General features: G+C 67.2%; 24 protein-coding genes and 1 tRNA gene. 18 read left to right on the top strand and 7 right to left on the bottom strand.

The window, feature by feature from the left end; genetic code table 11:
• Nucleotides 1-191: 191 nt before the first annotated feature.
• From nth to JIM94_RS02095, 4 genes are all read left to right on the top strand, one after another.
• Nucleotides 192-992 carry an endonuclease III gene (gene nth, locus JIM94_RS02110; protein WP_200252418.1) on the top strand — a complete coding sequence of 267 codons (801 nt, stop codon included), beginning with the start codon at nucleotides 192-194 and terminating at the stop codon, nucleotides 990-992.
• On the top strand, nucleotides 989-1,597 hold the full coding sequence (locus tag JIM94_RS02105; protein WP_200252416.1) for a TlpA family protein disulfide reductase: 609 nt from the start codon (nucleotides 989-991) through the stop codon (nucleotides 1,595-1,597). The genes nth and JIM94_RS02105 overlap by 4 nt, the downstream gene beginning before the upstream one ends.
• Before the next feature lie 92 nt (nucleotides 1,598-1,689).
• The gene (locus tag JIM94_RS02100; protein WP_234039301.1) at nucleotides 1,690-2,376 is read left to right on the top strand and encodes an NUDIX hydrolase; all 687 of its coding nucleotides are present in this window, start codon (nucleotides 1,690-1,692) and stop codon (nucleotides 2,374-2,376) included.
• Nucleotides 2,377-2,496: 120 nt separating this feature from the next.
• Nucleotides 2,497-3,660 (top strand): MarP family serine protease, encoded by a 1,164-nt coding sequence (locus JIM94_RS02095; RefSeq protein WP_418904438.1) that lies wholly within the window; start codon nucleotides 2,497-2,499, stop codon nucleotides 3,658-3,660.
• A 43-nt stretch (nucleotides 3,661-3,703) separates the two neighbouring features.
• Here the strand turns inward: JIM94_RS02095 and JIM94_RS02090 are convergent, their stop codons facing one another.
• Together JIM94_RS02090 and JIM94_RS02085 are read right to left on the bottom strand one after the other, a co-directional pair.
• Complete coding sequence (locus JIM94_RS02090) at nucleotides 3,704-4,621, bottom strand: alpha/beta fold hydrolase (protein ID WP_248702976.1); 918 nt, start codon at nucleotides 4,619-4,621, stop codon at nucleotides 3,704-3,706.
• A 129-nt stretch (nucleotides 4,622-4,750) separates the two neighbouring features.
• Nucleotides 4,751-5,260 (bottom strand): phage holin family protein, encoded by a 510-nt coding sequence (locus JIM94_RS02085; protein ID WP_200252408.1) that lies wholly within the window; start codon nucleotides 5,258-5,260, stop codon nucleotides 4,751-4,753.
• Between the two features lie 236 nt (nucleotides 5,261-5,496).
• On the opposite strand from JIM94_RS02085, the gene JIM94_RS02080 reads away from it, so the two are divergent.
• Nucleotides 5,497-6,204, top strand: coding sequence for a hypothetical protein (locus JIM94_RS02080; protein WP_248702975.1), 708 nt, complete (start codon nucleotides 5,497-5,499; stop codon nucleotides 6,202-6,204).
• Nucleotides 6,205-6,238: 34 nt separating this feature from the next.
• On the opposite strand, the gene JIM94_RS02075 is transcribed toward JIM94_RS02080, so the two are convergent.
• Nucleotides 6,239-7,063, bottom strand: a complete 825-nt coding sequence (locus JIM94_RS02075; RefSeq protein ID WP_234039295.1) for an HAD family hydrolase — start codon at nucleotides 7,061-7,063, stop codon at nucleotides 6,239-6,241.
• 500 nt (nucleotides 7,064-7,563) lie between these two features.
• Between JIM94_RS02075 and ssd the strand changes: the two genes are divergently transcribed.
• The 7 genes from ssd (at nucleotide 7,564) to JIM94_RS02040 (ending at nucleotide 12,090) form a co-directional block, all read left to right on the top strand.
• The gene (ssd, locus tag JIM94_RS02070; protein ID WP_200252405.1) at nucleotides 7,564-8,622 is read left to right on the top strand and encodes a septum site-determining protein Ssd; all 1,059 of its coding nucleotides are present in this window, start codon (nucleotides 7,564-7,566) and stop codon (nucleotides 8,620-8,622) included.
• On the top strand, nucleotides 8,619-9,773 hold the full coding sequence (locus JIM94_RS02065) for a TadA family conjugal transfer-associated ATPase (RefSeq protein ID WP_200252401.1): 1,155 nt from the start codon (nucleotides 8,619-8,621) through the stop codon (nucleotides 9,771-9,773). The genes ssd and JIM94_RS02065 overlap by 4 nt, the downstream gene beginning before the upstream one ends.
• Entirely contained in the window at nucleotides 9,770-10,573 is an 804-nt protein-coding gene (locus JIM94_RS02060; RefSeq protein ID WP_200252398.1) for a type II secretion system F family protein, read from the top strand. The genes JIM94_RS02065 and JIM94_RS02060 overlap by 4 nt, the downstream gene beginning before the upstream one ends.
• A complete protein-coding gene (locus JIM94_RS02055; RefSeq protein WP_200252388.1) occupies nucleotides 10,570-11,151 on the top strand; it encodes a type II secretion system F family protein in 582 nt (193 codons plus the stop codon). Before JIM94_RS02060 ends, JIM94_RS02055 begins: the two co-directional genes overlap by 4 nt.
• Nucleotides 11,152-11,271: 120 nt before the next feature.
• Nucleotides 11,272-11,448, top strand: a complete 177-nt coding sequence (locus JIM94_RS02050; protein WP_234039291.1) for a DUF4244 domain-containing protein — start codon at nucleotides 11,272-11,274, stop codon at nucleotides 11,446-11,448.
• Nucleotides 11,449-11,492: 44 nt separating this feature from the next.
• Entirely contained in the window at nucleotides 11,493-11,777 is a 285-nt protein-coding gene (locus JIM94_RS02045; protein WP_323374318.1) for a hypothetical protein, read from the top strand.
• The gene (locus tag JIM94_RS02040; RefSeq protein ID WP_248702974.1) at nucleotides 11,764-12,090 is read left to right on the top strand and encodes an Rv3654c family TadE-like protein; all 327 of its coding nucleotides are present in this window, start codon (nucleotides 11,764-11,766) and stop codon (nucleotides 12,088-12,090) included. The genes JIM94_RS02045 and JIM94_RS02040 overlap by 14 nt, the downstream gene beginning before the upstream one ends.
• 2 nt (nucleotides 12,091-12,092) lie before the next feature.
• Here JIM94_RS02040 and JIM94_RS02035 read toward each other — a convergent pair whose 3' ends face one another.
• Entirely contained in the window at nucleotides 12,093-14,471 is a 2,379-nt protein-coding gene (locus JIM94_RS02035) for a DEAD/DEAH box helicase (RefSeq protein WP_200252377.1), read from the bottom strand.
• A gap of 273 nt (nucleotides 14,472-14,744) precedes the next feature.
• On the opposite strand from JIM94_RS02035, the gene JIM94_RS02030 reads away from it, so the two are divergent.
• From JIM94_RS02030 to JIM94_RS02020, 3 genes are all read left to right on the top strand, one after another.
• The gene (locus JIM94_RS02030) at nucleotides 14,745-14,948 is read left to right on the top strand and encodes a cold-shock protein (RefSeq protein ID WP_198735052.1); all 204 of its coding nucleotides are present in this window, start codon (nucleotides 14,745-14,747) and stop codon (nucleotides 14,946-14,948) included.
• A 445-nt stretch (nucleotides 14,949-15,393) separates the two neighbouring features.
• Nucleotides 15,394-18,369, top strand: coding sequence for a type I DNA topoisomerase (gene topA / locus JIM94_RS02025; RefSeq protein WP_200252372.1), 2,976 nt, complete (start codon nucleotides 15,394-15,396; stop codon nucleotides 18,367-18,369).
• A 165-nt stretch (nucleotides 18,370-18,534) separates the two neighbouring features.
• Nucleotides 18,535-19,191, top strand: a complete 657-nt coding sequence (locus JIM94_RS02020) for a hypothetical protein (RefSeq protein ID WP_200252369.1) — start codon at nucleotides 18,535-18,537, stop codon at nucleotides 19,189-19,191.
• A 116-nt stretch (nucleotides 19,192-19,307) separates the two neighbouring features.
• On the opposite strand, the gene JIM94_RS02015 is transcribed toward JIM94_RS02020, so the two are convergent.
• Nucleotides 19,308-20,837 carry an adenylate/guanylate cyclase domain-containing protein gene (locus JIM94_RS02015; protein WP_200252366.1) on the bottom strand — a complete coding sequence of 510 codons (1,530 nt, stop codon included), beginning with the start codon at nucleotides 20,835-20,837 and terminating at the stop codon, nucleotides 19,308-19,310.
• Between the two features lie 101 nt (nucleotides 20,838-20,938).
• On the opposite strand from JIM94_RS02015, the gene JIM94_RS02010 reads away from it, so the two are divergent.
• From JIM94_RS02010 to JIM94_RS02000, 3 genes are all read left to right on the top strand, one after another.
• A complete protein-coding gene (locus JIM94_RS02010) occupies nucleotides 20,939-22,180 on the top strand; it encodes a DNA polymerase III subunit delta' (RefSeq protein ID WP_200252932.1) in 1,242 nt (413 codons plus the stop codon).
• Nucleotides 22,181-22,252: 72 nt separating this feature from the next.
• Nucleotides 22,253-22,328, top strand: a tRNA-Thr gene (locus JIM94_RS02005).
• Between the two features lie 131 nt (nucleotides 22,329-22,459).
• Complete coding sequence (locus tag JIM94_RS02000; RefSeq protein WP_200252364.1) at nucleotides 22,460-23,716, top strand: MFS transporter; 1,257 nt, start codon at nucleotides 22,460-22,462, stop codon at nucleotides 23,714-23,716.
• A gap of 66 nt (nucleotides 23,717-23,782) precedes the next feature.
• Here the strand turns inward: JIM94_RS02000 and JIM94_RS01995 are convergent, their stop codons facing one another.
• Nucleotides 23,783-24,889 carry a hypothetical protein gene (locus JIM94_RS01995; RefSeq protein WP_200252361.1) on the bottom strand — a complete coding sequence of 369 codons (1,107 nt, stop codon included), beginning with the start codon at nucleotides 24,887-24,889 and terminating at the stop codon, nucleotides 23,783-23,785.
• 129 nt (nucleotides 24,890-25,018) lie between these two features.
• Entirely contained in the window at nucleotides 25,019-25,831 is an 813-nt protein-coding gene (locus JIM94_RS01990; protein WP_200252359.1) for a cytochrome c biogenesis CcdA family protein, read from the bottom strand.
• Nucleotide 25,832: the final 1 nt, after the last annotated feature.

Raw genomic sequence — 25,832 nt, 5'->3', positions numbered from 1 at the left:
ATGTCTCGAATCTCTCCATCTGCATGGCGAACACTGCGAGAATCACCGGTACGAAGAGGGCGGCAACGACGGTCATGGTTCTAAAGTCTAGCCCCCTTCGGTGTTTCGTGGCGCACAATCCGTGACTCCGGTGGAAACCCGACGGTGACGGGCGTTCCGGCATCCCGTCGGCGCCGACTAGAGTGGGGGCCATGTCTGCACCGTCCGTCACCCTCACCAGTCGAGCCCGTCCCAGGGTCGGCGCGCATCCGGCCGCGTCCGGACGGGAGACGGATCTCGCCCGGAAGCGGCGCGCCCGGAGAATCAACCGCACACTCGCCGTCGGCTACCCTGACGCCCGCTGTGACCTCGACTTCTCGTCCCCGCTTGAGCTCCTCGTCGCCACCGTGCTCAGTGCACAGACCACCGACGTCCGCGTCAACCAGGTCACCCCGGATCTGTTCGCCGCTTTCCCGACGGCCGCGGACTACGCCCACGCCGATCCGGAAAAGATCGAGGAGATCATCCGCCCCACCGGGTTCTTCCGCGCCAAGACCCGTAGTCTCATCGGCCTGGGGCAGGCTCTGGTCGACGAGTACGACGGTGACGTCCCCGACACACTCGAGGATCTCGTGAAGCTCCCCGGGGTGGGACGGAAGACCGCGAACGTGGTGCTCGGTGACGCCTTCGACGTTCCCGGAATCACCGTCGACACCCACCTCGGTCGTCTGGCCCGCAGAATGGGGATGACGACGAACGAGGACCCGGTCAAGGTGGAACGCGACCTCGCCGAACTCATCGAACGACGCGAATGGACGATGTTCTCGCACCGCATGATCTGGCACGGCCGTCGTGTCTGCCACTCCCGGAAACCCGCCTGCGGGGCGTGCTTCCTCGCCGCGGACTGCCCGTCCTTCGGTGCGGCCGGCCCGACGGAACCCGCATCCGCCGCCCGCCTGATCACCAGCGACGACCGGGAGCATCTGCTGGACCTCGCCGGGGTCGACGTATGAGCCGCCGTACGGGATGGGGGATCGTGGCCGCGATCGTCCTCACCGCCCTCGTCATCCTCGCGGTGCCGGCCATGCTCCGCACCGTCAACGGCCCCACCCCCACAGACACCCCGCGTGCCCCGGAGACGCAGGGGGCGCGGGGAACCCCGACGCAACGGCCCGTCGATCCGGGTGCGCTCGACGGGCGACCGTCCTGTCCCGGCCCCACCGTCGCAGGAGTCGAACTCGACTGCCTCGGTGACACCGCCCCCGCCCCGACGGAGGATCGTCCCACGATCGCCGTGGTGTGGGCCTGGTGGTGCGCACCCTGCCGGGAGGAGATGCCGCTGTTCGAGACCTTCGCCGGACAACACCCCGACTACACCGTCGTCGCCGTCCACGCGGACACCGCCGAAGCGGCGGGCATCGACAAACTGGAGGAATGGGGGATCGAACTACCCAGCTACACCGACCCCCACGGAACCTTCGCGGGCACCCTCGGGTTGCCCGGTGTCGTACCGGTGACCGTCGTCACTGACGCGGCGGGGGAGATGCGTGGCACATTCCCCCGGACGTTCACCAGTGTCGAGGAAATCGACGAGGCCGTGGAAGGGGCACTGTCATGAACGAACGGGATGACGCCGGACGACCGGACGAGGGGACCCCGCATCGTCGGACGCCCTGCGGGCCGGACCGGCCCGGGACGAACATCGAACTGATGCCGCACGCCGCTCCCGTCTGGATGCGTCGGCTCGTTGACGGCGTCACCTCCGGAGAACTGCACCGCCGACTTCCCGAATCCTCGCGTTCCGGAGGGGACCACAATCGTCGTGCCGCGGTCCTGATGCTCTTCTCCGGTGCCGAGACCTCGGCTGAACTCCCCAACGACGCCGCGATACTCCTGACCCACCGGTCTCCGACGATGCGTTCCCACTCCGGACAGATCGCTTTCCCCGGTGGCCGGGTCGACCCCGGTGACATCAACGCCGTCGACTGCGCCCTCCGCGAAGCCTGGGAGGAAACCGGGCTCGACCGGACGAGCACCACCCCGCTCGCCCAGCTCGAGGACGTCCACATCCGTGCCTCCGGATACCCGGTCCACCCCATCGTCGCCCACTGGCACACCCGCACCCCCGTCGGGGTCGTCAGTCCGGATGAGGCGGACGAGGTGTTCGACGTACCCCTCATGCAGCTCATCGAACCGGAGAACAGACTCACCGTCGGCTGGAAGAACTGGCGCGGTCCCGCCTTCACCGTCGACGGATACCTGGTCTGGGGATTCACGGCCGGACTGCTCAACGCGGCGCTCCACCAGGCCGGGTGGGAACGCGACTGGGACCGCGACACGGTCCACAACCTCCACGACACCCTCTCCCGCTCGCGCAATAATGAGAGGCTCCTGTAGTCGCCTCCCGCTGTTCCGGCGATCGACCGGACCCCACGGGCCACCCGTGGAATGCAAGTGGAAACCAATCAAGGAAGAGTCCGCGAAGTGACAGAGTCCCCTCAGCTTGTCGTTGACGGAATGCTCGTCACCGCTGTGCTCGTCGCCCTCTGGGGAGGGTGGCGTCAAGGTGCGTTCGCGTCGGTCCTGTCGACCGTCGGAGTGCTCGCCGGTCTCGTCTGCGGTGCGGCTCTCGCCCCCGTCGTGATGAGTTACACCGATTCCACGGCACTGCGTTACCTCTACGCCCTCGGCACTGTGCTCGCCCTCGTCGCCCTCGGAAACCTCGTCGGCGGAGTCACCGGATCCGCGCTGCGTGAATCAGCACGTTTCCGGCACACACTCATCATCGACTCGATCATCGGGGCGATCTTCCAGGTCATCGCGACGCTCATCGTGATGTGGCTCGTCGCCAGCACACTGGCGACAGGCATCACCGGCCCGATCGGCCGGGGCATCCGCAACTCCGAGGTCCTCGGTGTCGTGGACAGCGCCACCCCGGCAGCCCTCGACACCCTCCCGGACAAAATCTCCGCGATGCTCAACGACACCGGGCTGCCCCCGATGATCTCCCCGTTCGAGGGGCGCGTGAAACACGTCGACGCACCGGCCCCGGAGGTCGGTGATCCCGCCCTCGTCGAGGCACTGCAACCCAGCGTCATCCACGTCCTCGGAGACGCCCACCAGTGCCGCCGTCGACTCATGGGATCCGGGTTCGTCGCGGCACCCGATCTCGTCATCACCAATGCACACGTCGTCGCGGGCACCGACGCCGTGCTGCTCGACACGGCGCTCGGTGTGAAGGAGGCCCGCGTCGTGTTCTACGACCCTGCCGAGGACATCGCCGTGCTCCGTGCCGAACACCTCGACCTTCCCGCACTCGGCTGGGCCCCCGAACCGGCGGTCAGCGGGCAGGAGGCGATCGTCATGGGATTCCCCGAATCAGGTCCCTTCGAGGCCGCGCCCGCCCGGATCCGGGAACGACTCACCATCAACGGCCCCGACATCTATGCGACCGGCCGGGTCGAACGTGAGGCGTACACCGTCCGTGGCACGATCAGACAGGGCAACTCCGGGGGCCCCATGGTCAACGAGCGCGGAGAGGTCCTGGGCGTCGTGTTCGGTGCCGCCACCGAGACCACCGATGTCGGGTACGCCCTGACCGCCGAGGAAGTCCGTGGCAGGATCGGCGACATCACCCGGCTCACCGAGCCCGTGGACACCCGTGAGTGTGTGGTCCGCTGAGACGGATGAGGGGGCCCACCGGGGTGCGGTGCCCGACGGCACCCTACGTCAGGTCGCGGAGGAAATCCGTGACGATACGCGTGAACGCACCCGGATCCTCGATGTGCGGCAGGTTCTTCGTGCCGGGAACCGTGGCGCGCACCCAGGGGCCGTCCGTACGGCGGGAGTTCCTGGTGGCGAGTGCCCGCCACGTTCCGTTGTCCTCGCTGAGCCACAGGACGGGTGATCCGACTCTGGTGGAGACCCACTTCGGCGGGAGCTGAGCCATCTCCAGGCGGGCGTTGCGCATCATCGCGGGCCCCGTGTTGTCGATACGTGCGGCCTGGGTCCGCAGTTCCAGGTACTCGGAGAAACGGCTCGTCCGGTGGAAGGGGGTGGCGGTGTTCGCCGCCAGGTCCAGCCGGGCGAAATCCACGGGATCAGGGGTGAGTCTCGACGGCAGACGGACCGTGATCCCCCGCGTCAGGGGGACGGTGTGCTGCCAGAACCGGGCGGCGATGACCCGGTTCATCTCGGTCGGGTGTGACGCGGAGACGGAGACGAGCGCATTGACGCACTGCGGGTAGTTCGCCGCCAGCGTCCATGCGACGGCCCCACCGGTGCCGGAACCGATGACGATCGCGCCGGAGTCGCCGAGTGAATCGATGACATCCGAGATGTCCCCCACGGCGTAACGGAGTTCGTACTCCCTGGGGGGTTTGTCGGACATGCCGTAACCGCGCATGTCGACGGCCGCCACCCGGTACCCGGCGTCAGCGAGCGGTCGCATCACCTCCCGCCAGTCGAACCAGCCGCCGAAGGCCCCGTGCAGCAGGACGATCAGAGGGGCGGTGGGGTCACCGGTCGTGGCGACGTGGAACCGCATGCCACGCGCATAGACCCGCTCATGACTCCACGGCCCGTCGAGAGCCACAACGGACGGCGGATTCGGCTTTCCCTTCTTCCGGAGCAAGCGTTTCACGTCCTTTCCGTTGTCGACGTGCGGTGGGTGAGGGGAGGGTGGAAAAACGAGCCCGCCCCGGCGCGGTGCAGCGGGGCGGGAATGTGACGACCGTGGGAAACCCGCGGCCACCATGATCGGAACTGTCGCCTAGGTGAGCAGGCCCTTGCGTGAGGACGCCTCGAGCTTCTTCTCCGCCTGGCCCGGTACGAGCGTCTTGAGTTTCTGCACCGAGTCAATCGTCTGCTTCGGAGCACCGATCTTCTTCACCTTCCTGTACCCGATGAACGCGACCACAGCGGCGATGACGAGCATGAACAGGAACACGATCAGGTAGGCGGCCCAGCGATCCAACCAGATGTTGAGCAGCTCCGCGAGGAAGAAGAAAAAGAAGAAGGAACTGTAGAGCGCGACGACACCGGCCACCGCGAACATGCCGCCGCCGATCGCGCCCTTCTTCGCCTCCTGGGCGAGTTCGGTCTTGGCGAGTTCGATCTCACCACGGATCAGGGTGGACATCTGGGCGGTGGCATCAGAGACAAGGTCGCCGATGGAACCCTGGCCGGCTGCACGGGTGTCGACATCGGACAGAGGGATGCTGTTCACCCTGGGGGTGAATGAGTCGTTTCCGTCTGTGAAAAGGCCGTCAGAGTTGCTCACGGTAGGTAGTCCTCCACGTGGGTGAAATATGGGTTGTGTGACGGTACCGGACGCGACCGGCCACGAAGAGTGGTGGGGCGTCACCGGAACCGTCAGTTCAATTACTGTCAATCGTGCCACGAACACGGAGTTTGTGCGAACCACGGACCCGTGGCGGGTACCCGGGGCGACGCGGACGGGGAGTGACATCCCCGCTTCCCGCGCCTGCGCAGACGGGCCGGGGTTACCCTGGTTCCGTGACCGACAGACCCGATCCCCTGGCACCACTCCGGCTACTCCCCGGTGTCGCAGAGTCCGTGGCACACGCCGGGAAGGCACTGGCCGCAGTGCACAGAAAACCCGTCAACCTGCGTCGACCGGAGATCGCCGGAGCGGAGTCGGTGCTCCGTGGAGCCCGCTCCGGGGCGCTGATGGACGGTGCCGACCCCGCCCTCCGGGACGCGGGGGCCGGGTCACGGGTACTGAGGCGACACCTCGACGTCTACAGTCTGCTCGCCCCGGACACGGTCCAGGACACCGCCCGTGTCTTCCTCCGGGCCCCGCTCCAGGTGCTCGCACGGATGGACGTGCTCGCCGGTGGGACCGGTCGCCCGGAGCGGGCCGTCGGTGAACTGGCGGTACTGGCCTCGACGGTGACCTCCGGGGCGGACCCCGACCTGTTGCCGGGGGTCGTCCACGGCCAACTGCTCGCGACCGCTCCGTTCGGTGAACGCACCGGAGTCGTGGCGAGAGCCGCCTCACGGTTGGCTGCGGTCGCGGGAGGGTTCGATCCACGCGGTCTGGCGGTGCCCGAACCCTGGCTCAACCGGCACCGGACGGAATACCGGGACGCCGGAGCTGCCTTCCGCACCGGTCCGGAGGGGGTGGCGCGGTTCCTGGTCCTGCACATGCGTTCCTATGTCGCGGGAGCGGAGGAGGCCGAGGGCATAGCGGCACTGCTGTGACCCCGGGGCCCGGTCGGGAGGGGAACCTGGTGGATCAGGCGCGGGCGCGCCGGGCCAGCCAGAATCCCCCCACGGTGACGGCGGCGATGCCGGCGGCGATACCGGTGCCGATGCCGACGTCGCGACCGCTCGGCATCTGGAACAGCGGCTCCGGATTCTTGAAGGTGCGGATCTCCCAGCCACGCTGCAGGGCCGTCTTCTTCAACGGTCGGTCAGGGTTGACGGCGACCGCGTTGCCCACCGACTCCAGCATGGGGATGTCGGTGGCGGAATCGGAGTACGCGAAACTCCGGTCCAGATCGTAGGCGTACTCACGGGCGAGGTCCTTGAGGGCCCGGCGCTTCGCTGCTCCCTTGCAGTAGAACAGCACCTCGCCGGTGAACTTGCCGTCTCTCGTTCCCAGTCGTGTGGTGACGATCTTCCGGACACCGAGTTCGCGGGCTATGGGTTCGACCAGTTCCGCCGCTGACGCCGAGATGATGATGACGTCGTGCCCGAGGGCGCGGTGGTGCTCGATGAGTTCCCTGGCCTCGGCGTAGATCGCCGGGGTGACCACCGAGTGCAGGGTGTCTTCGACGATGGTGCGCACCTGCTCGACGTCCCATCCCGCGACCATCGCCGCGAGATGGTCGCGGGTGGAGTCCATCTGCTCGGAGGAATGTCCGGCGACCATGTACGTGGACTGCGCGAGGGTCATCCGGAGAGCCTCCGCCGGGGTGATCAGCCCGTTGTTCATGAATTCCCGGCCGTATGCGTAGGCGGAGGACGTGGCGATGACGGTCTTGTCCAGATCAAAGAAAGCCGCCACGGGGGACGTGGTGGCTTCCGGGGACGGGCTCTGCTCGGGCACGGGAACCAGTTTAGCTTCATTCTCCGGTAAAAAACCACAGTTGGAGAGTGGCTGGTGGGGCTGGTGTGAATTAAGGGGGTGAATGTGGTTCTCCTTTCGCGGCCCGGTCCTACGCGGTAGGACCCCGCGTTCTCCGATCTCCCTATCGCTCGACGTCCCGGTGCGGTTACATGTCTCCCCGACTCTGTCGGCCGGTACCCGTGACGTTGTTGAACCCACTGAATGTCTGTGACATACTTGCCAGTGCTGGGCCCCGATATACTGTGCGGCCCGCCCCGGTCACACCCCCCGAGACCGGGTTACGACGGCCCGCGTAACACCCCCCCCCGATACGCGGGCCGTCCCCATGTCCGCACCCGGTCGCGGAAGGACCTGAACGCCGGGACCACCCCGGAGACGGTGCGCCGATGGTCCGGGGTTGTTGAATTCCCGGGCCTCCGGGAGAGTTGTCCACAACCGGCGTATCCCCACTGGGACCGGTCTCTGCCGGATGAGCCAGGCTCACCCGTATGAGCGCAGCCGACAGCACCCTCCCCGTCCTCGTCGTCGTCACCGACCCGGTCCTCCATCCGGAGGCCATCCACGTCGCGACGGTCACGGGACGGACGGTGATCGACACGGTCGATCCGGATGAGATCACCAGATATGTGGCGCGTGCCAGCGCGGTACTCGTCGATGCCGGGGGATCGGTCCACCTCCGCGAGATGGCGCGCCATCCGCACCTCTACCTCGTCGCCCCTGATCCGGGTCCGGTCGATTGGCGTGCGGCGATGCACTGTCACGCCGAATCCGCGTTCCTCCTCCCGGCACAGGCACCTGAACTTCTCTCCGCCCTCGGGCGGGAACGGGCGACCGCATCCGGTGGTCGGGTGGTCGGTGTCCTCGGTGCGGTCGGTGGTTCCGGGGCCAGCACACTGGCTGCGGCCGTGGCCCGGGAACTGGCTGACGGGACCGTGGTTCTCATCGATGCGGTGGACAGGTCCGGTGGCCTGGACCTGCTGCTCTGTCTGGAGGACACCCCCGGAGCGAGATGGCCCGAGGTCGCCTTCGACCGTGGACGCATCGAACTCGCCGACCTCCGGAAGGCGCTCCCGGGCACCCCTGACGGGGTCGCGGTTCTCTCGACGGCCCGGAGCCGGATCGCGGACCCCTTCGTTCTCGAACCGGAGCGTCTGTCGGCTGTGCTCGACTGTGTCCGGGCGGGTGCGGGTACAGCTGTCGTCGATCTTCCCTCCGGTCAGATCGGGGCCCGGGTGGCGGGCATGCTCTGCGACCTCGTGGTGCTCGTCGTACCCGCCGAGGTCAGGGCGGTCGCCGCAGCGGCGGCACTCACGGCGGATATCACCACGCGGCGGACCCCCTGCCTCACCGTTCTCCGGCACCGGGGCTGGTCGGGAATAGATGCCGCAGAACTGGAGCGGCTGACCTCGACGGATTGCCTCGCTGAACTCGGTCAGATCACCGGGTTGCCGAAGTCATGTGAACTGCGCGGTCTCCCGGCGAGAACACCCAGGGTCCTCAGCACCGTCGCGCGTGCGGTCGCCGCGGAGATCAGGGAACTCCCATGACCGGGAGGAGCGCCCTCGTCGAGCGGGTCCGGCGTCGACTGGCGGAGGAACCTGAGAGCACGGCCGGTGGCGTACGGCAGTCGGACACCGCACAGATCATCAGGCAGGAGGCCGGGGTGATCAGTGACGTGGAGGTTCTCGAGGTGCTCCGGCAGTTGCGCCACGATTCCACCGGTGCCGGTCCGCTCGAACCGCTTCTCGCCGTCGAAGGAGTCAGTGATGTCGTGGTCAACGGACCGGACGACGTCTGGTTCGACTCCGGGGAAGGTTTGTGCAGGGCGGAGACCGTGTTCACCTCCGATGCCGAGGTCCGCAGGCTGGCCACCAGGCTCGCGGCCCTCTGCGGCAGACGGCTCGATGACGCCCACCCGTTCGTCGACGGGCGGATGCGCCGCGCCGACGGCACCGCGGTCCGGATACACGCACTGCTGTCGCCACCCGCGGAGAACGGCACCTGCATCAGTCTCAGGGTGCTGCGGCAGGCGAACCTGGGGCTCGATGCGCTCACCGCCGGAAACGCCATGCCGCCGATGATCGCCGATCTCCTCAGGGACATCGTCAGATCCCGTCGATCCCTGCTCATCGTCGGTGGGACCGGTACCGGTAAAACGACACTGCTGTCCGCACTTCTCGCCGAGGTGTCCCACCGTGAGCGAATCGTGTGCATCGAGGACACCGCTGAACTCCACCCGTCCCACCCGCACGTCGTCAACCTCGTCGCGCGGCAGGCCAACACGGAGGGCAGCGGAGAGATCACCATGTCCGGGTTGCTGCGTCAGGCACTCCGGATGCGGCCCGACCGGATCGTCGTCGGTGAGATCCGTGGTGCTGAGGTCGTCGATCTCCTGACCGCACTGAACACGGGACATGAGGGTGGTGCGGGTACCGTGCACGCGAACAGCCTGGCGGAGGTCCCGGCCCGTTTCGAGGCGCTCGGTGCACTCGGCGGCCTGCCCCCGGAAGCCCTGCACCCCCAGCTCGCCGCAGCTTTCCGGGTTGTGGTGTCCGTGCACCGTTCACCGGGTGGCGCGCGACGTGTCCGACAGATCGGTGTACTCGGAGGGAACCCCGTGACGGTACGTCCGGTCTGGGACACCGAACGCGGACAACTGGACGGCTTCAGGCGATTTCGGGCGGAGGTGTCGGCGTGATCCCGCTTCTCCTGTTCACCGTCGCCTGCCTGCTCGGTCCGACCGCGCCCGGTGCGCGGATCAGTTCCGGCGCGCCGGGACGCCCCATCCGCCCCGTCCACCGCATGATGTATCCGCTCGTCGGACTCCTTGCGGTGCTCTCGGCCTCGTTGGTCACCCCGCCGACGGTCGTGCTCTCCGTGACGGCCCTGGCCGGAACATGCGTCTGGTGGGGTCGGAGCGTCCGGCGGGACCGCAGAAATGCCCGTACCGCCGATGCCACAGCGGAGATTCTCGGCGGCATCGTGTCCGACCTGCGGGCGGGGACCACCATGCCGGACGCCGTACGGGCGGCTCTGGACAACCGGCCCGGGAACGGTGGAATTCCCGCCCGAATCACTGAGACACTGCAGACGGCCGCCCGTCGCGCCACCGACGGACCCGGTGCGGCTCTGATCCTCGCCGAAGCCCGTGACCTGCCCGATCTCGCGGCGGCGGGGCGCCTGTGGAACCTGTCCGAGCAACACGGCCTCCCCCTGGCGATGCTCCTCGAGCAGGCACAACGCCGTACCGACGCCCGGATCCGGCACAGGGAACGTACCCGGGCCGCTCTCCAGGGGCCGCAGGTGAGCGCCGTCATCCTGACCCTCCTCCCGGGCGTCGGGATGATGATGGGCACCCTCATCGGGGCTGACCCCCTCCCACTTCTCACCGGAGGTGGCACCGGAGGTGTGCTGCTGCTCGGGGGAGTGCTGTTCACCTGCGTGGGAATCATCGTCTCACGCATCATCATCCTGCGTGCGGCAGGAGACACGGCATGATCGATCCGCTCATCTGGGCCACGCCACCCACCCTGATCCCACTCGCCGCCGCCCTACTCTGTTCGGCCCCGGGCCCGGCCCGGCGGATCCACACCGACACCGGCCACACGCCGAAACAACCACGAGATCGCCCGGCCCCGGCATCCCCACTCGAGGTCGCCGCGGACATCGAACTGTTCGCGGCATGCACCACGGCAGGCCTCCCCGTCGAGACGGCCATCAGGGCGGTGGCGGACACGGCATGTCCCGCCACCGCAGAGAGCTGGCGGAGAGCCGGCGCACTGATCGCTGTCGGGGCGCCGGTCACCGATGCCTGGCGGATACTCGCACAGACCCGGGGGCTCGACGATCTCGCCCGTGCAGCGCTCCGCTCCGGAGACTCCGGCGCCGCCATCGTCGCAGGCTGCGAGCGTGCCGTACACAGACTGCGTGAGGAGAGCGCGGACCGGGCGACGGGAACGGCGGAGCGTGCCGGAGTGCTCATCGCGCTACCCCTGACCCTCTGTTTTCTGCCCGCGTTCATCCTCCTCGGACTCGTACCGATCATCCTCAGCCTCGGCGGTCAACTACTCGGATAGCCCGCCACACCCCATCACAGAAGAACACAGGAAGAGAGAACAAGCATGAACGACACCACACACGCCCGGACACCGGTCGCCCGGGCGGATACCGACACCCCCACCTCACCGCTGGACGGAATGCTCCCGGCATCCCTGAACAATGAAGACGGCATGAGCACCATCGAATACGCCATGGGAAGTATCGCCGCAGCCGCCCTCGCCGCCGTGCTGTACACCGTCATCACCGGCGGAGATGTCGTCGACGCGATCCGTGGAATCATCCTCGACGCGCTGAACAGCGGGCCCGGGGCGTGACGCTAACCGGGACACGGGCATCCGTCGGGAACGACCGGGGATCGGTGACGGTCGAAGCCGCCATCGCCATGAGCGCACTGATCGTGGTGTGCGCGGCCATCGCTGCAGGCGTCGGCACACTCGCCGCCCATGTCGCCGCCATCGACCTCGCCGGTGCGGTCGCCCGGGGACATGCCGTCGGACGGGTCGTCGAACCCGGACCCGGACGACAGGTGTCGATCACGGAGAACTCCGGAATGGTGACGGCCACGGTCACGGTTCCCGCGCCATTCGGAGCCGCCACCGCCCGTGCCTTCTACCCGGTGGAGTACCCCCGTGGAACACGGTGACAGGGGAGAGACCGGATCGACGACCCTCATCGCGGCCGCGGTGATCGCGGCGTTCACGGCACTCACCCTCGTCATGGTCCACATCACCGCCGGCGTACTCGACAGACACCGGGCACAGGTCGCCGCCGACCTGGCCTCCGTCGCCGCCGCGACCGCACTGTGGTTCGGGGACGACGCCTGTTCCGCGGCGGAGAAGACGGCGGTGCGGAACTCCGGGGGAGACGTCCTGGACTGTCTGATCGAGGGTACGGATGTCACCGTGCGTGTCGGGGTGCGTGACGCCACGGCACGGTCACGGGCCGGGCCCCTGTGAGATCAGGCGTCGGCGAGCATCGTCACCATCGCACCGAGCAGCGTGAGCGCACCGTGCTTGTCCAGTGGTGAGTTACCGTTCCCGCACTTCGGGGACTGCACGCAGGACGGGCACCCGTCCTCGCAGGAACAGGCACGGACCGCCTCGAACGTGGCGGTGATCCAGTCCCGGAAACGGAGGAAACCGCAGTCGGCGAACCCGGCCCCACCCGGATGCCCGTCATAGACGAACACCGTCGGGAGCCCGGTGTCCGGGTGCAGCGCGGTGGAGACGCCACCGATGTCCCACCGGTCACAGGTCGCGATCAACGGGAGCATCCCGATGGCGGCGTGTTCGGCGGCGTGCAGTGTGCCCGGGAGATCCGCGGCGGACAGTCCCATGGCGGTCAGTGCCGCCGGATCGACCGTGTACGCCACAGCGCGCGTCCGCAGCTGTTGCGGAGGGTAGTCCAGCGGAACCTGGTCGAGCACCGTTCCGTCGCCGAGACGCACGACATAGCCGGTGACCTGTTCGGTGACCTCGACGCCCACGTTCGCGACCCACAGTCCCGGGGACGGGTTCCACAGTTCCCCGTCACCCGGATCCTCGACGATCCGGATGGTCGTCGTGCTCCTGGCGAAGGTCGTGTAATCGGGGATCTCCGCGTGGGTGAGTGCGATGTGGTCGTCCAGCAGCAGATCATCGATGACGAAGGACTCACCCTGATGGAGGTACACCGCGCCGGGATGGACCTGGGAGACCGCCCTCACTGAGTCGATCGTGCCCAGCAGTCTGCCGTCCCCGGAATCCACGATGGTGATGTCGCCGCCCGTGCCACCCCGGAGAGACACCGATCCGTGGGCCGTGTGCGGTCGCGGCAGCTCCGGACGGTCATCGATGTCCCGGTCCACGGCGAACCACCCACGGGGTCGTCTTCGCAGCAACCCCCCGCCCGTCAGTTCCTCCACCGTGGCGCGGACATCGGTCGGCGGACCGAAGATCGTGAGATCGTCCTCCGAGAGCGGAGATTCCACCGCCGCACAATACAAGTGCCCCCGCAGGACGTACGGATTCGTCGGATCGAAGACGATACGTTCGACGGGGGACCCCAGGAGAACCTCCGGGTGGTGCACCAGGTAGGTGTCCATGGGATCGTCTCTGGCGACGAGAACCACGACGGACCCCTGCCCCCGCCTGCCCGCCCGTCCCGCCTGCTGCCAGAAGGAGGCCACCGTGCCGGGGAAACCGGCGGCGACCACAGCATCGAGCCCCCCGACGTCAATCCCCAGTTCCAGGGCGTTCGTCGCGGCGACCCCCACCAGGGTTCCGTCGTCCAGCTGTTTCTCCAGGCGCCGACGGTCCGCCGCGAGATAGCCGGCGCGGTACGCCGCGACACGCCCCGCCAGATCCCGACGGCCCATCCCCGACAACTCGTCGGCGCAACGCAACGCGACCGCCTCCGCGCCCCGGCGGGACCTGACGAAGGTCAGGGTCCGTGCCCCCTCGGCGACGATCCGGGCCATGATCGACGCCGCTTCCGTTGACGCGGCACGCCGGACCGGAGCTGTGTCCGTGCCCTCCCGGGGTTCGATGAACCCCGGCTCCCAGAGCACCGTCGTCCGTGCACCGGTCGGGGCTCCGTCATCGGTGACCGCCTCGACGGGGAGGCCGGTGAGGCGGCTCGCGTGGCCACCCGGGTCCGCGACGGTCGCGGACGCGAGGATGAACACCGGGGTACCGCCGTACAGGGCACAGATTCTGCGCAACCGACGGAGGACCAGTGCGACGTTCGCCCCGAAGATGCCCCTGTACGAGTGGCATTCGTCGATGACCACATGGGTCAGCCGTCGGAGGAACCGCGCCCACCGTGCGTGGTTGGCGAGAAGGGAGGAGTGGCACATGTCGGGATTGGTGAACACCATCCGGCTCGTGTCCCGGATGTGGTGGCGCACCTCTCCGGGGGTGTCACCGTCATACGGGGCGGGATGCACCGATTCCAGCCCCGCGACCAGGCGTGTCAGCTGACTGACGGTCGAGAGCTGGTCGTTGCCCAGGGCCTTCGTCGGGGTGATGTAGAGGGCGCACGCCCGGTCGTCCTCCGCGAGGGCGGAAAGGACGGGGAGGAGATACCCGAGGGATTTACCGGATGAGGTGCCGGTGGAGACGACGACGTGACGTCCCGCGCGTGCGGTGCGTGCGCACTGCTCCTGGTGGCTGAACAGGTGCCGTATGCCGCGCTCCTCCGTCAGGTGTCTGCGCAGGGGTGGATGGACCCATTCCGGCCATTCCCCGTACCGGGCCGCCCGGGGGGCGGAGGTGGTGACTGAGGTACAGGTTGATTCCGGGAGCCGGGCCGACAGAATCGCTGCGATTTCGTCGCCGAATGATGCGGCTGTCGACATTGGGCTCCTTTTTAAATGCTTGTGACCTGCGTTGATGGAGTTATTTGTGGTCCAGACTATCGCTGAGCGTTCAAACGTGACACACTGGTACACGGTCGCAGATTTTCATGCGGGGTACTTCGGTACACGCAGAGGATAGTGTCACGGTACCCAGGCTTCAGCATTGTTCCCCGGAACTCATCTTGAGCCTGTCAGGAGGTTTCCGTGACGGCCCGGTGTTCTTCGTCAGGTGAAGTTCAACCGCATCCTAAAGTTAAGAAAAAGGTTAAAAGTATGGCACAGGGAACTGTGAAGTGGTTCAACGCTGAAAAGGGCTTTGGTTTCATTGCCCCGGCCGATGGATCCGATGATGTCTTCGTTCACTACTCCGAGATCCAGGGCAACGGCTTCCGTACCCTCGAGGAGAACCAGCAGGTCGAGTTCGAGATCGGCGAAGGCGCTAAGGGCCCGCAGGCCCAGCAGGTCCACGCCATCTAGGTTTCATCACCTGATACGATCGCCCGGCTTTCCCCGCAGCAATGCGGTGGAGCCGGGTTTTCGCTGTGTCAGGGGTTTTCGTGCTGCGGGGCAGGTTCGTGTCACCGGCCTTCCCGAGCGGGGCTCCTGTGCGGGTGTGGTGCAGTCCCCGTTGAGGGCTGACGGGCGGTGGAGGGGGAGTGCCCCGTACCGGTTGACGGTGTTTGTGGCGGTGGTGTCGCATCGGGGAAAAGGTGTGTCCGTGGAGAGGGGGCTAACCCGGGTGGGGGTGGCTCCGTGTGTCGGGCGGGCACGGGGAAATCAGGTGTGTCCGGCATGAATATGCGGTTCCCGGTCCACCCGTGCCGGGAGGATTCCCGGCGGTGCTGTGCAATGGAGACATATACAACTGTGTACGGTAGTCGGAGATGAAGAACACCCACTGTGCGAGAGGGACGTAACCCAAGTGGCACCAGCTAAGCGGTCAGGAACGAAACGACTGGTCATTGTCGAGTCGCAGACGAAGGCGAAGAAGATCGCGCCTTATCTCGGCGACGACTACATCGTCGAGGCGTCCGTCGGTCACATCCGTGACCTTCCGCGTGGTGCCGCCGACGTGCCCGCGAAGTACAAGAAGGAGCCGTGGGCCCGTCTCGGCGTCGATGTCGAGCACGGTTTCGCACCGCTCTACGTCGTCAGCACGGACAAGAAGAAGAAGGTGGCCGACCTCCGGGCGAAGCTCAAGGAGGTCGACGAGCTCTACCTCGCGACAGACCCCGACCGTGAGGGGGAGGCCATCGCCTGGCATCTCCTCGAGGTGCTCAAACCCAAGGTTCCCGTCCGGCGCATGGTGTTCAACGAGATCACCAAACCCGCCATCCTCGCCGCCGCGGAGAACACCCGTGAGCTGGACGACAACCTGGTCGACGCCCAGGAGACCCGACGCATCCTGGACCGTCTCTACGGCTACGAGATCTCGCCCGTGCTGTGGAAGAAGGTCATGCCCCGGTTGTCGGCCGGGCGCGTGCAGTCCGTCGCCACCCGCGTGATCGTCGAACGTGAACGCGAGCGCATGGCGTTCATCTCCGCGAACTACTGGGACATCGCCGCTGAGTTCGACACCGGTAACCCGAAGGCCGATCACACCAACCCCCGGGTGTTCTCCGCCAGGCTGACCAGTGTCGACGGTTCCCGTGTGGCCTCCGGCCGTGACTTCGACGACCGGGGCGCACTGAAGAGCGATTCCGTCGTCGTCATCGATGAGGCCCGCGCCCGGCGGCTCGCCGACGGTCTGGCCGAGTCCACCATGGCCGTCGCCGGTGTCGAGGAGAAGCCCTACACACGTCGTCCGTACCCGCCGTTCATGACGTCGACCCTCCAGCAGGAGGCAGGACGTAAACTGCACTACACCTCGGACCGCACCATGCGTATCGCGCAGCGCCTGTACGAGAACGGCCACATCACCTACATGCGTACCGACTCGACCACGCTGTCCGCCTCGGGCATCGAGGCGGCCCGGACGCAGGCCGTCGAGCTCTACGGCCGGGACTACGTCTCCGATTCGCCGCGCCAGTACACCCGCAAGGCCAAGAACTCACAGGAGGCCCACGAGGCCATCCGCCCCGCCGGTGAGACGTTCGCCACCCCGGGGCAGCTGCACGGTCAGCTCGACGCCGAAGAGTTCAAGCTCTATGAGCTGATCTGGCAGCGTACCGTCGCCTCCCAGATGGCCGACGCGAGGGGGACCTCGATGAAGGTCACCATCGCCGGAACCGCCGACGACGGCTCGGCGTGCGAGTTCGCCGCCACCGGCCGCACGATCACGTTCCCCGGTTTCCTCAGGGCCTACGTCGAGGTGTCCCGCCAGGCGGACGGACGTGACATGGCGGACAACGCGGAGAAGCAGCTCCCGCGCCTGCACGAGGGCGATGATCTGACGATCGCGGACGTGACCGCCGAGGGGCACTCCACCAACCCCCCCGCCAGGTACACCGAGGCGTCGCTGGTGAAGAAGATGGAGGATCTCGGCATCGGCCGTCCGTCGACGTACGCGTCGATCATCAAGACGATCCAGGACCGGGGCTACGTCTATCCGCGTGGCAGTGCCCTGGTGCCCAGCTGGGTCGCCTTCGCCGTCGTCGGGCTCCTCGAGGCCTCGTTCTCCTCACTCGTCGACTACGACTTCACCTCATCCATGGAGGATGAGCTGGACGAGATCGCCGCGGGCAACGAGGACCGGACGCACTGGCTCGGCGGTTTCTACTTCGGCAACTCCGAGGCCTCCGACGCGATGGCGGAGACCGTGGCCAGGCTCGGTGGCCTGAAGGCGCTGGTCGGGGACAACCTCGAGCAGATCGACGCCCGCAGCGTGAATTCCCTGCACCTGTTCGATGACGAGGAGGGGCGGGCCATCTTCGTCCGCGTCGGCCGCTACGGCCCCTATCTGGAGCGTCAGGTGGGCGTCGCCGCGGACGGAACCCCGGAGCACCAGCGGGCGAACCTCCCGGATGCGATGACCCCTGATGAACTCAACCTCGAGACGGCGGAGAAACTCTTCGCCACCCCGCAGGGGGGCCGGGAACTGGGTGTGAACCCGACGAACGGTCGTACCGTCGTCGCCAAGGAGGGCCGCTACGGGCCGTACGTCACGGAACTGGTCACCGATTCCGAGCGCGAAGGGGCTCTCGAGGTCGCGGAGAAGGTCGTCGCGGAGGAACGCGCCGCCGAGGACGCCCAGCGGGCGGCGGAAGGTAAGCGGGCGAAGAACTGGGAGACCAAGACCGCCGCGAACCAGAAGGAGAAGCGGCTCAACCAGATCATCGAGGAGACCCTCAAACCGGGGACCGCGTCCCTGTTCTCCTCCATGGAACCGGCGACGGTGACCCTGGAGGATGCCCTCCGTCTGCTGTCGCTGCCGCGTGAGGTCGGCACGGATCCGTCCGACGGTGAGCTGATCACCGCACAGAACGGCCGCTACGGCCCCTATCTGAAGAAGGGCAACGATTCCCGTTCCCTGGCGAACGAGGAGCAGATCTTCACCGTCACCCTCGATGAGGCGCGCAGGATCTACGCCGAGCCGAAGCGACGTGGTCGAGCGCAGGCCGCCCCGCCGCTGAAGACACTGGGGGACAATGACGTGTCGGGTAAACCGATGGTGGTGAAGGACGGCCGTTTCGGTCCCTACGTCACCGACGGTGAGACCAACGCCTCCCTCAAGAAGGGGGACACCCCCGAGACGATGACCGACATCCGGGCGTGTGAACTGCTGTCCGAGCGTCGCGCCAAGGAGGCCGCGAACCCCTCCCCGGCGAAGAAGACCCGGAAGAAGGCCACGAAGAAAACGGTGAAGAAGACCACGAAGAAAACGGTGAAGAAGACCACGAAGAAAACGGTGAAGAAGACCACGAAACGCGTGGTGAAGGCGGGTTCCCGGAAGAAGTAGACGGGTGTCGCCGGTTTGTTTCCGGCTGAAGGGTGCCGGTGCCGTGGGAGTGGCACCGGTGCGTTTTCGCCTCCCGGCGGATGTCCGCCGGTTGTCCGTGCTGGACAACCGTGATCTCACGCGTACCATGAGTAACACGTGTAACCATCGGAAAGAAGACCCAACGTGAATATTCGTCGTTTCACGGCCGCGTCGGCCGCCTCCCTCATCGCCGTCACCGGCCTCGCGACCCCGGCGTTCGCCGCTGACGCCGAAACCGAGGTGAACAACGCGATCAACAAGGTCAACAGCATCACCGGTCTCGTCCAGTTCGCCCCGTGCAGCAGGGTCCGCAGCGAGTTCGATTCCCGCGGCGGCTCCGGCTACCGCACCACCGGTGACCTCCGCGACCGCGCCGCAGGCGAGGTCGCGGGCCAGATCGCCCGCGTCGAACGTCGTGCCGGCGGAATCAACGCCGCCCAGCGGCAGCGCCTCAACGACGCCTTCTGGGCCGGTGCCAACGCGGGTATCGCCAAGGCACGCTCCTGCGGCATCGTGACCGAGGGGCCGGCCTCGGGCGCCGCGACAGGTGGCAACGGTGGTGGTGCGCAGGCAGGCCACGGTCGTCAGCCGGCCCCCGCAGCACCCGCCCCGGCACCTGCCCCGGCGGCCGGCAATGCGCCCACCGGACCGGCGCCCGTGCTGCCTTTCCCCGTGCCGGAGCCGGTCCGGGACGCGCTGCGCGGTACCGTGATCCGCGTGCCCAACCCCCTCGACCCGGCGCACCCCTTCGAGATCGTCGTCCCGGCTTTCCTCGCGCCCCTGTTCGGCCTGTCGAGCTGATCACCGCTTCACCGGCAGAGGAATGCACGGAAGACCGGGCCCACCACCCCAAGGGTGGTGGGCCCGGTCTTCCGTTCCTGCGTCCGGAGTTCCGGACGCAGGAGACCGCAGGAGATCTACGCCCGTTCCGCGAGAGTGGGCCGGATGGGCCGGGCCAGCTGCGTCAGCTCGCGGCGGCCACGCAGCTCCACCGACTTGAGTAGTGTCCACCGGGCGCGTTCCGCCTCATTCGCGTCACGCAGTGTCGCGGCTGAGGTGAGTACCTGCCCGGGGGTGTCCTTCGCGAGTTCCGTCAGCCTGGCCGCCTGATTCACCGCGTCACCGATGACGGTGTACTCGAAGCGGTCGTGCCCCCCGATGTGCCCCGCGACGACATGACCCGCGGAAACACCGATTCCGCAGGACAGTTCCATGCCCTTGAGCTCCTGTCGTAGTTCACGGGCGGCGGCCAGTGCATGTCCCGTCGCGTCCGCGAGTTGCAGGGGTGCGCCGAAGACGGCGAGCGCGGCATCACCCTGGAACTTGTTGATGATGCCCTTGTGCCGGTGCACCACGTCGACCACGTGCTCGAAGAACTGGTTGAGTGCGGCCACCACCTCCTCCGGGGTGTGGTTCACCGCGAACCCGGTCGAACCGATCACATCGACGAACAGCACGGCGACCTTGCGGTCCTCACCCCCCAGCGTCGGACGTTCCTCCATCGCCCTGTGCGCGACCTCGATGCCGACATACCGGCCGAAGAGCTCCCGGACCCGTTGGCGCTCACGGAGACCACGCATCATCTCGTTGAACCCGGCCTGGAGAACGCCGATCTCGGAGCCGTCGTAGATGTCCACCTGTGTCGATGTCTCACCGCGCCGCACCCTGTTGATCGCGTCCTGGAGCTCACGGATCGGATCCACCACACTCATGATGACCAGGGCGGTGGCCGCGAACCCGGTCACGAGCGCCGCGAGGGCGAGGGCCAGGACCGCCGGGAGAATGTCCGCCGGATCGGCTGAGAGGTACCCCGTCTTCTGCCCGGCTATCAGCAGCAGGATGCCGACGACGGGAACGCCCGTCGTCGACAACCACGTGAGCTGGAGCCTCCGCTGGACGGGAGGTTCCAGGGTGGAGTCCTCGAAGCGGCGCGCGAGCGCGACGACAGCCACCGGGCGGACCAGCCGCTCGGCCTCGAGGTACGTCATCAGCACGACGACGGAACCCCCCAGGACGCTGGTCAGTCCGACGACCAGGGCGTGCCGGGGTGTCTCCTCGATCCCCGCGACCGCCGTGATGATCCCGATCCCGATCAGCCACACGGTCCCGGCCAACGCCGACTGATACACCGGTATCCGCATGACCAGGTTGCGCACCATGTTCGGGTCGTGGGTCTCCGGGTGCCGCTGCCACCGGAGCACCGGCAGGAACAGCACGGCGGTGGCGATGACACCGACGATGATGGCGAAGACGAGATAGCCGACGGCGAGGATCGGCAGGTACCCCGCCTCATGGCGGCCGTCGGGTGCGGCGGGCAGCGGGACCAGGAACTTCAGGAAAAGCATGACGCCCACGGCCCCGAGGACGTTCGAGCCGAGCACCGTCGCGGAGTACAGCGGCCACGAGGTCCCCCACAGCCACCGGACGATCTGTGCGACACGACTCATGTCCATCACCTTAACCGGAGCACCGGACATGTGCGCGAGCTCGCCTATAGGCTGGGGGAGTGAGTACGTCGAACACCCCCCAGAATCCGTCCGACGCCCCGGTGCCCGGTACGGATGTCTTCGACCGGATCGCCGGATCCGGAGCTGTCCGTCGCACCCTGACCGGTGCCGCAGCGTCAGCCCGTGCGCTGGCCGCCGGACGCGCCGTCGACGGCTCCGCACCCGCCGGAGTGGAGGGCGCCGGAATGACGCACTCGTGGTTGTTCACGGGGCCCCCCGGTTCCGGGCGCTCGGTCGCCGCCCTCGCCTTCGCCGCGGCGCTCGTGTGCGGTGACCCCGGGGTCGCCGGTTGCGGCCGGTGCACCGCATGCCGGACCGTCCTCGCCGGGACCCACGCCGACGTCATTCACGTGGTTCCCCACGAGCTGAGCATCAGCGTCAAGCTGATGCGCGATGTGATCCGGGACGCATCGAAGCGTCCCACCACGGCCGACTGGCGGGTCGTGGTCATCGAGGACGCCGACAGATTGAGCGACGCCGCGGCCAATGCCCTGCTCAAGACCGTCGAGGAGCCGCCGGAACGAACGGTGATCATCCTGTGCTCCCCGTCGACGGACCCGCGGGACATCGCGATCACGCTGCGTTCCCGGTGTCGCCACGTCTACGTCCCGACACCGGCGATCCCCGATGTCGCCCGTATCCTCGTCCGGGAACTGGGGGTCACGGACGGTGACGCGAAGCTCGCCGCGGCGGCGTCCGCGGGGCACATCGGCCGGGCGCGGAACCTGGTGCGCAGTACCGCCGCCCAGCAACGGCGTGCGCAGGTCCTGGGGCTCGCACGTCTCGTCTACGAGGGTGACCTTGCGTTCCGGGAGGTCACCAACCTGATCCGCACCATCGAGACGGAGGCCGGGGAAACCCTCGACGCCCTCGACGAACGGGAGACCGAGAAACTCACCGTCGCCCTGGGACTGGGCGCGAAGGGGAAGGGCACCGTCAAGGCGCTTCGTGGGACCCGCACCGAGATCAGGGAACTGGAGGAGAGGCAGAAACGGCGGCGTACCCGGTACCTGCGGGACGCCCTCGACCTCTCTCTCGTGGACCTGGCGGGCCTCTACCGGGACGCGCTGCTCGAGTCCTCCGGCGCGCAGGAGGTGCAGCGCATCCACCCGGACATGGTGGAGATCGTCGACACACTCGCCGAGCGCAACACCGCCGAAGCTCTGGTGGAGTGCCTCGACGCCGTGACGCTCTGCCGGGAGTCACTCGGCCAGAGCGTACGCCCCATCGTGGCAATGGACGCGCTCGTCGGACGACTGCGTAAGGCCTGCGGAGTGTCCTGACAAAGGCTCTGTGCTGGTCTTTCGTGTCAGCGACGTTCATGCGCTAGAGTGGATACCCGGTACCAGTACCGTGCCGCCTTAGCTCAGTCGGTAGAGCATTTCACTCGTAATGAAAAGGTCGCGAGTTCGATTCTCGCAGGCGGCTCCACATCGCACAGTCCCTCCCCGGTCGTCCGGGGAGGGACTTTTTCGTCCGGGACTCCGTCGGACGGGGGGAGAGGAAGGGCTCAGGTGCGCCCCCTCCCCGGGGTGAACCGGATCACGGTCTAGCATGTGTCCATGGTGGAGGAGAGCTCTGAATCACATGTGCCCGGCTACGTCCGTCCGGGGCACGCGCTCAGACGCGTCGCCGGGGAACGCCGGGCCTGGCTGCCGGTGGCACTCAGCATGTTCACGGTCGCCTGGGGCGGGAACGAGTTCACCCCACTGCTCGTGCTGTACCGGCAGGCGGGGGAGTTCTCCCCCGTGTTCGTCGATCTCATGCTCGTCGCCTACGCCATCGGGGTCGCGGTGGGGCTGCTGGTCACCGGTCCGCTGACCGACCGGTACGGCCGACGTCCGGTCATGCTGCCCGCCCCGGTCCTCGCGGTGCTCGCATCGGTGATCATCGCCCTCGCGGAGCACACCGCGGGGTGGATGACCGTCGGTCGTCTCCTCTCCGGGCTCGCGGTCGGTATGGCGATGACCGGTGGCGGTTCGTGGGTGAAGGAACTCTCCGCGCCGTTGTTCGACCCGGGGGCCCGGCCCTCGTCGGGCGCGAAGCGTGCCTCGATGGCGTTGACCGCCGGGTTCGCGGTCGGCCCGGCTGTGGCCGGTGTTCTCGCCCAGTGGCTGCCCTGGCCGGGTCAGTTGTCCTTCGGTGTCCATGTGGTGCTGTCCCTGGTTCTGGTTCCGCTGCTCCTGACGATCCCGGAGACCCGGCAGCCCGCCATCCACGCGAAGCGCCGCTCCGTGCTGGACAGCCTGCGGGTGCCCTCGTTGCGGAATCCCCGCTTCTACGCGGTCGTGCTGCCCATCGCGCCGTGGGTGTTCGGTTCCGGGTTCACCGCCTACGCGACACTGTCGGCACGCATGCAGGACCACGTCGCGCACCCGCTGGCGTTCTCCGGTGCGATCACCCTGCTGACCCTGGGGGTCGGTTTCGCCATCCAGCAGGCGGCACCCGCGATCGCCGGAAACGGGGGCGCACGTGGCCCGGTCGTCGCGATGATGGCGACCATCGCCGGATTCGTCGGGGCCGTCGCCGTGGTGCTCAATCCGGGGGTGCCGGTGATGCTCGTCGCGTGCGTTTTCCTGGGGCTCTCCTACGGACTGTGCGTCTACACGGGTCTGTCCGAGGTGCAGCGGATGGCCGCCCCGAACGAACTCGGCGCCCTGACCGGTATCTTCTACTGCTTCACGTACACCGGGATGGCTTTCCCGGCGCTGCTGACCAGGCTCAGCGACTGGTTCAGCTATCCCCTGATGCTCGGATTCGGGGCGGTCGTCGCGACGGTCGTACTGGGCGTGGTGAGCGTGACGGGCCGGAGGTTCTGACGCAGGTGTGCTCCCCGATGGCGTCGCCGGGGAGCATACCTGGGGGCTGATCACGGTCGAACGCAGTCAGTCGCACAGGTTCGAGGTGGAGAAGCATTTCTTCGGGAAACTGGTGTCTCCGTGCGAGTGGGCGGGATATCCGACCGTGACCTTCCACTCGGATCGGTCGACGAGGTCACTGATGGTGGATTCAGCGGTACTCTCCCCGGACTCGAATCTGTTCGGGTGAACAGCGCTGATATCCGGACCGCCCTCGGTCCCCAGCTCCGCGGTGAACGGAACGGTGGCGCCCGCAGGGAGAGGATCTGTCAGGACCATCAGCTCACCGGACAAGAAGCAGCCTTCATCGGAGTTGACCGCGCGCCACGATCCGCAGATCGGGTGCGATTCATCGAGGTACTGTCGGATCGTCGGGTACGGGGGCACGGGGGCGTTTCTGCCCGGCGTCAGGTTCTCGATGTGTCCGGTGATCCTGGTCTTGTAGGAGACGAGCGCCTTTCCGGGTTTCGCATCCGCCACGTTGATGTCGTAGCTCAGTTCGGGCGGAGAATCGACGACGATCCGGTACCGGTAGCCGTCTTCGTCGGAGAATTCCCCGTCGAGGAGGACACCGTCACCGGTGGGGTAGTAGTGCTCCACCGGATTCCGTTGGCGGACCGAGTGGTCGGCACCGCATTTCTCGATGGTATAGGCGTCAATCTCCGCGAGCTCGGGAGAGACGAAGAACTCCCGGACATCCCCGTCCTTCAGTTCCTCCTCGAAGGATTTTGTATGGATGTCGTTGATCCTCTTCATGGCCTGGGCCGCCGAGCCACTGATCTCTTCTGGCGCCACCCGGGAGAACTCACTCCAGACCTCCGCCGCCCCGGTGATGAAATCGTCGAGGTAGCTGAACTCGACGGGTCTGAAGTACTCGATGGGGTACTGCCAGACCTCCGGAACACTGAACAGTGAGTAGTTGATGATCGCCACCTGCTCCACATCGGTGCAGTACCCTCCCGCCGGTTCAGTTTCCTCGCGGTCGCCGTCCCCCTCGGGAGTCCGGGTATCGGCCTGAGACTGAGCTTCCCCGGAAGGGGGCGCTCCGTGTCCGGTTGAATCTCCACAGGAACTCAGAAGTACGGTACCGGGGAGTGCTGCGGCGGTCAGGACGGACAGAACTGTTTTCTTCACGGGTTCTCTTTTCTCTTGGGATGATCTGCCGCTCGGAGGTGTTCTCCGGATTGACTGACCTCGGGAGAGGCGTGACTGAGAATCCTACAGAGAAATGCAGTGTATCTGCTACATGTCGCTGTCGCCTGGTTACCGCCGCAGGAGCCGAACGCCGACCCCTGCGGCGATGACGCAGAGAATGATGATCAGGGCAATGACGTTGTCGATGCCCGCCGCGAACCGGGCGACCTGACTCTGCAACCGGAACTGGGTCTCCGTGTCCAGCAGGGCGGGCAGCGCCGAGGTTCCGTGGCTCGTGATGAAGGTCAGTCCGATGAGGATGAACAGGGCACCTGCCGCGATGCTGAGTGTGTTCGTGCGGACCGGGCCGACGTGGATGTCGTGGCCCCGGAGCCAGCTCGCGTGACCGAGATCGAAGCGTTCCCACAGGAGTGCCAGGAGGAACAGGGGGACGGTCATGCCGAGGGCGTAGCAGGCCATGACGACCGCGCCGTAGCCGGCGGAGCCACCGAGAGCGGAGGCTGCGAGCACCGCCCCGAGGAGGGGACCTGCGCAGAAGCCGGCGAAACCGTAGACCGCGCCGAGCGCGAACACGGGCAGCCACCCGGTGCCCCGGATGCGGTTGTTCATGGTGGAGAGCCCGGGAACACGGAATCCGAGGCCGAGCAGGGACCAGACACCGAAGGCCACCATCGTCCAGCCCGCCACGGAGATCACCGTGTCGCGGTGCTGGGTGAACAGGGAACTGAATCCCCCGACACCTGCGCCGACGGGGACGAGGACGGCGGCGAGTCCGGCGAAGAACACGGCGGTACGTCCGAGCAGCTGGCGTTTCGACGTGAACGCGTAGGCGAAGAACGCGGGCAGAAGGAGTGCCGAGCAGGGACTCAGAATGGAGAGAATCCCGCCGAGGAATGCTCCCGCGACACCGATGGAGAGCACT

The sequence above is a fragment of the Corynebacterium pygosceleis genome (genome assembly GCF_016595275.2).
GTDB lineage: Bacteria > Actinomycetota > Actinomycetes > Mycobacteriales > Mycobacteriaceae > Corynebacterium > Corynebacterium pygosceleis.
This window is presented reverse-complemented; position numbering and strand designations above follow the sequence as displayed.

Excerpts from the sequence above, each read along its gene's own strand:
- JIM94_RS02035 (WP_200252377.1), bottom strand. The coding sequence starts at position 14,471 with ATGTCGACAGCCGCATCATTCGGCGACGAAATCGCAGCGATTCTGTCG.
- nth (WP_200252418.1), top strand. The coding sequence starts at position 192 with ATGTCTGCACCGTCCGTCACCCTCACCAGTCGAGCCCGTCCCAGGGTC.
- JIM94_RS02055 (WP_200252388.1), top strand. The coding sequence starts at position 10,570 with ATGATCGATCCGCTCATCTGGGCCACGCCACCCACCCTGATCCCACTC.
- JIM94_RS02000 (WP_200252364.1), top strand. The coding sequence starts at position 22,460 with ATGGTGGAGGAGAGCTCTGAATCACATGTGCCCGGCTACGTCCGTCCG.
- JIM94_RS02095 (WP_418904438.1), top strand. The coding sequence starts at position 2,497 with ATGCTCGTCACCGCTGTGCTCGTCGCCCTCTGGGGAGGGTGGCGTCAA.
- JIM94_RS02105 (WP_200252416.1), top strand. The coding sequence starts at position 989 with ATGAGCCGCCGTACGGGATGGGGGATCGTGGCCGCGATCGTCCTCACC.
- JIM94_RS02050 (WP_234039291.1), top strand. The coding sequence starts at position 11,272 with ATGCTCCCGGCATCCCTGAACAATGAAGACGGCATGAGCACCATCGAA.
- JIM94_RS02015 (WP_200252366.1), bottom strand. The coding sequence starts at position 20,837 with ATGAGTCGTGTCGCACAGATCGTCCGGTGGCTGTGGGGGACCTCGTGG.
- ssd (WP_200252405.1), top strand. The coding sequence starts at position 7,564 with ATGAGCGCAGCCGACAGCACCCTCCCCGTCCTCGTCGTCGTCACCGAC.
- JIM94_RS02065 (WP_200252401.1), top strand. The coding sequence starts at position 8,619 with ATGACCGGGAGGAGCGCCCTCGTCGAGCGGGTCCGGCGTCGACTGGCG.
- JIM94_RS02100 (WP_234039301.1), top strand. The coding sequence starts at position 1,690 with ATGCCGCACGCCGCTCCCGTCTGGATGCGTCGGCTCGTTGACGGCGTC.
- JIM94_RS02030 (WP_198735052.1), top strand. The coding sequence starts at position 14,745 with ATGGCACAGGGAACTGTGAAGTGGTTCAACGCTGAAAAGGGCTTTGGT.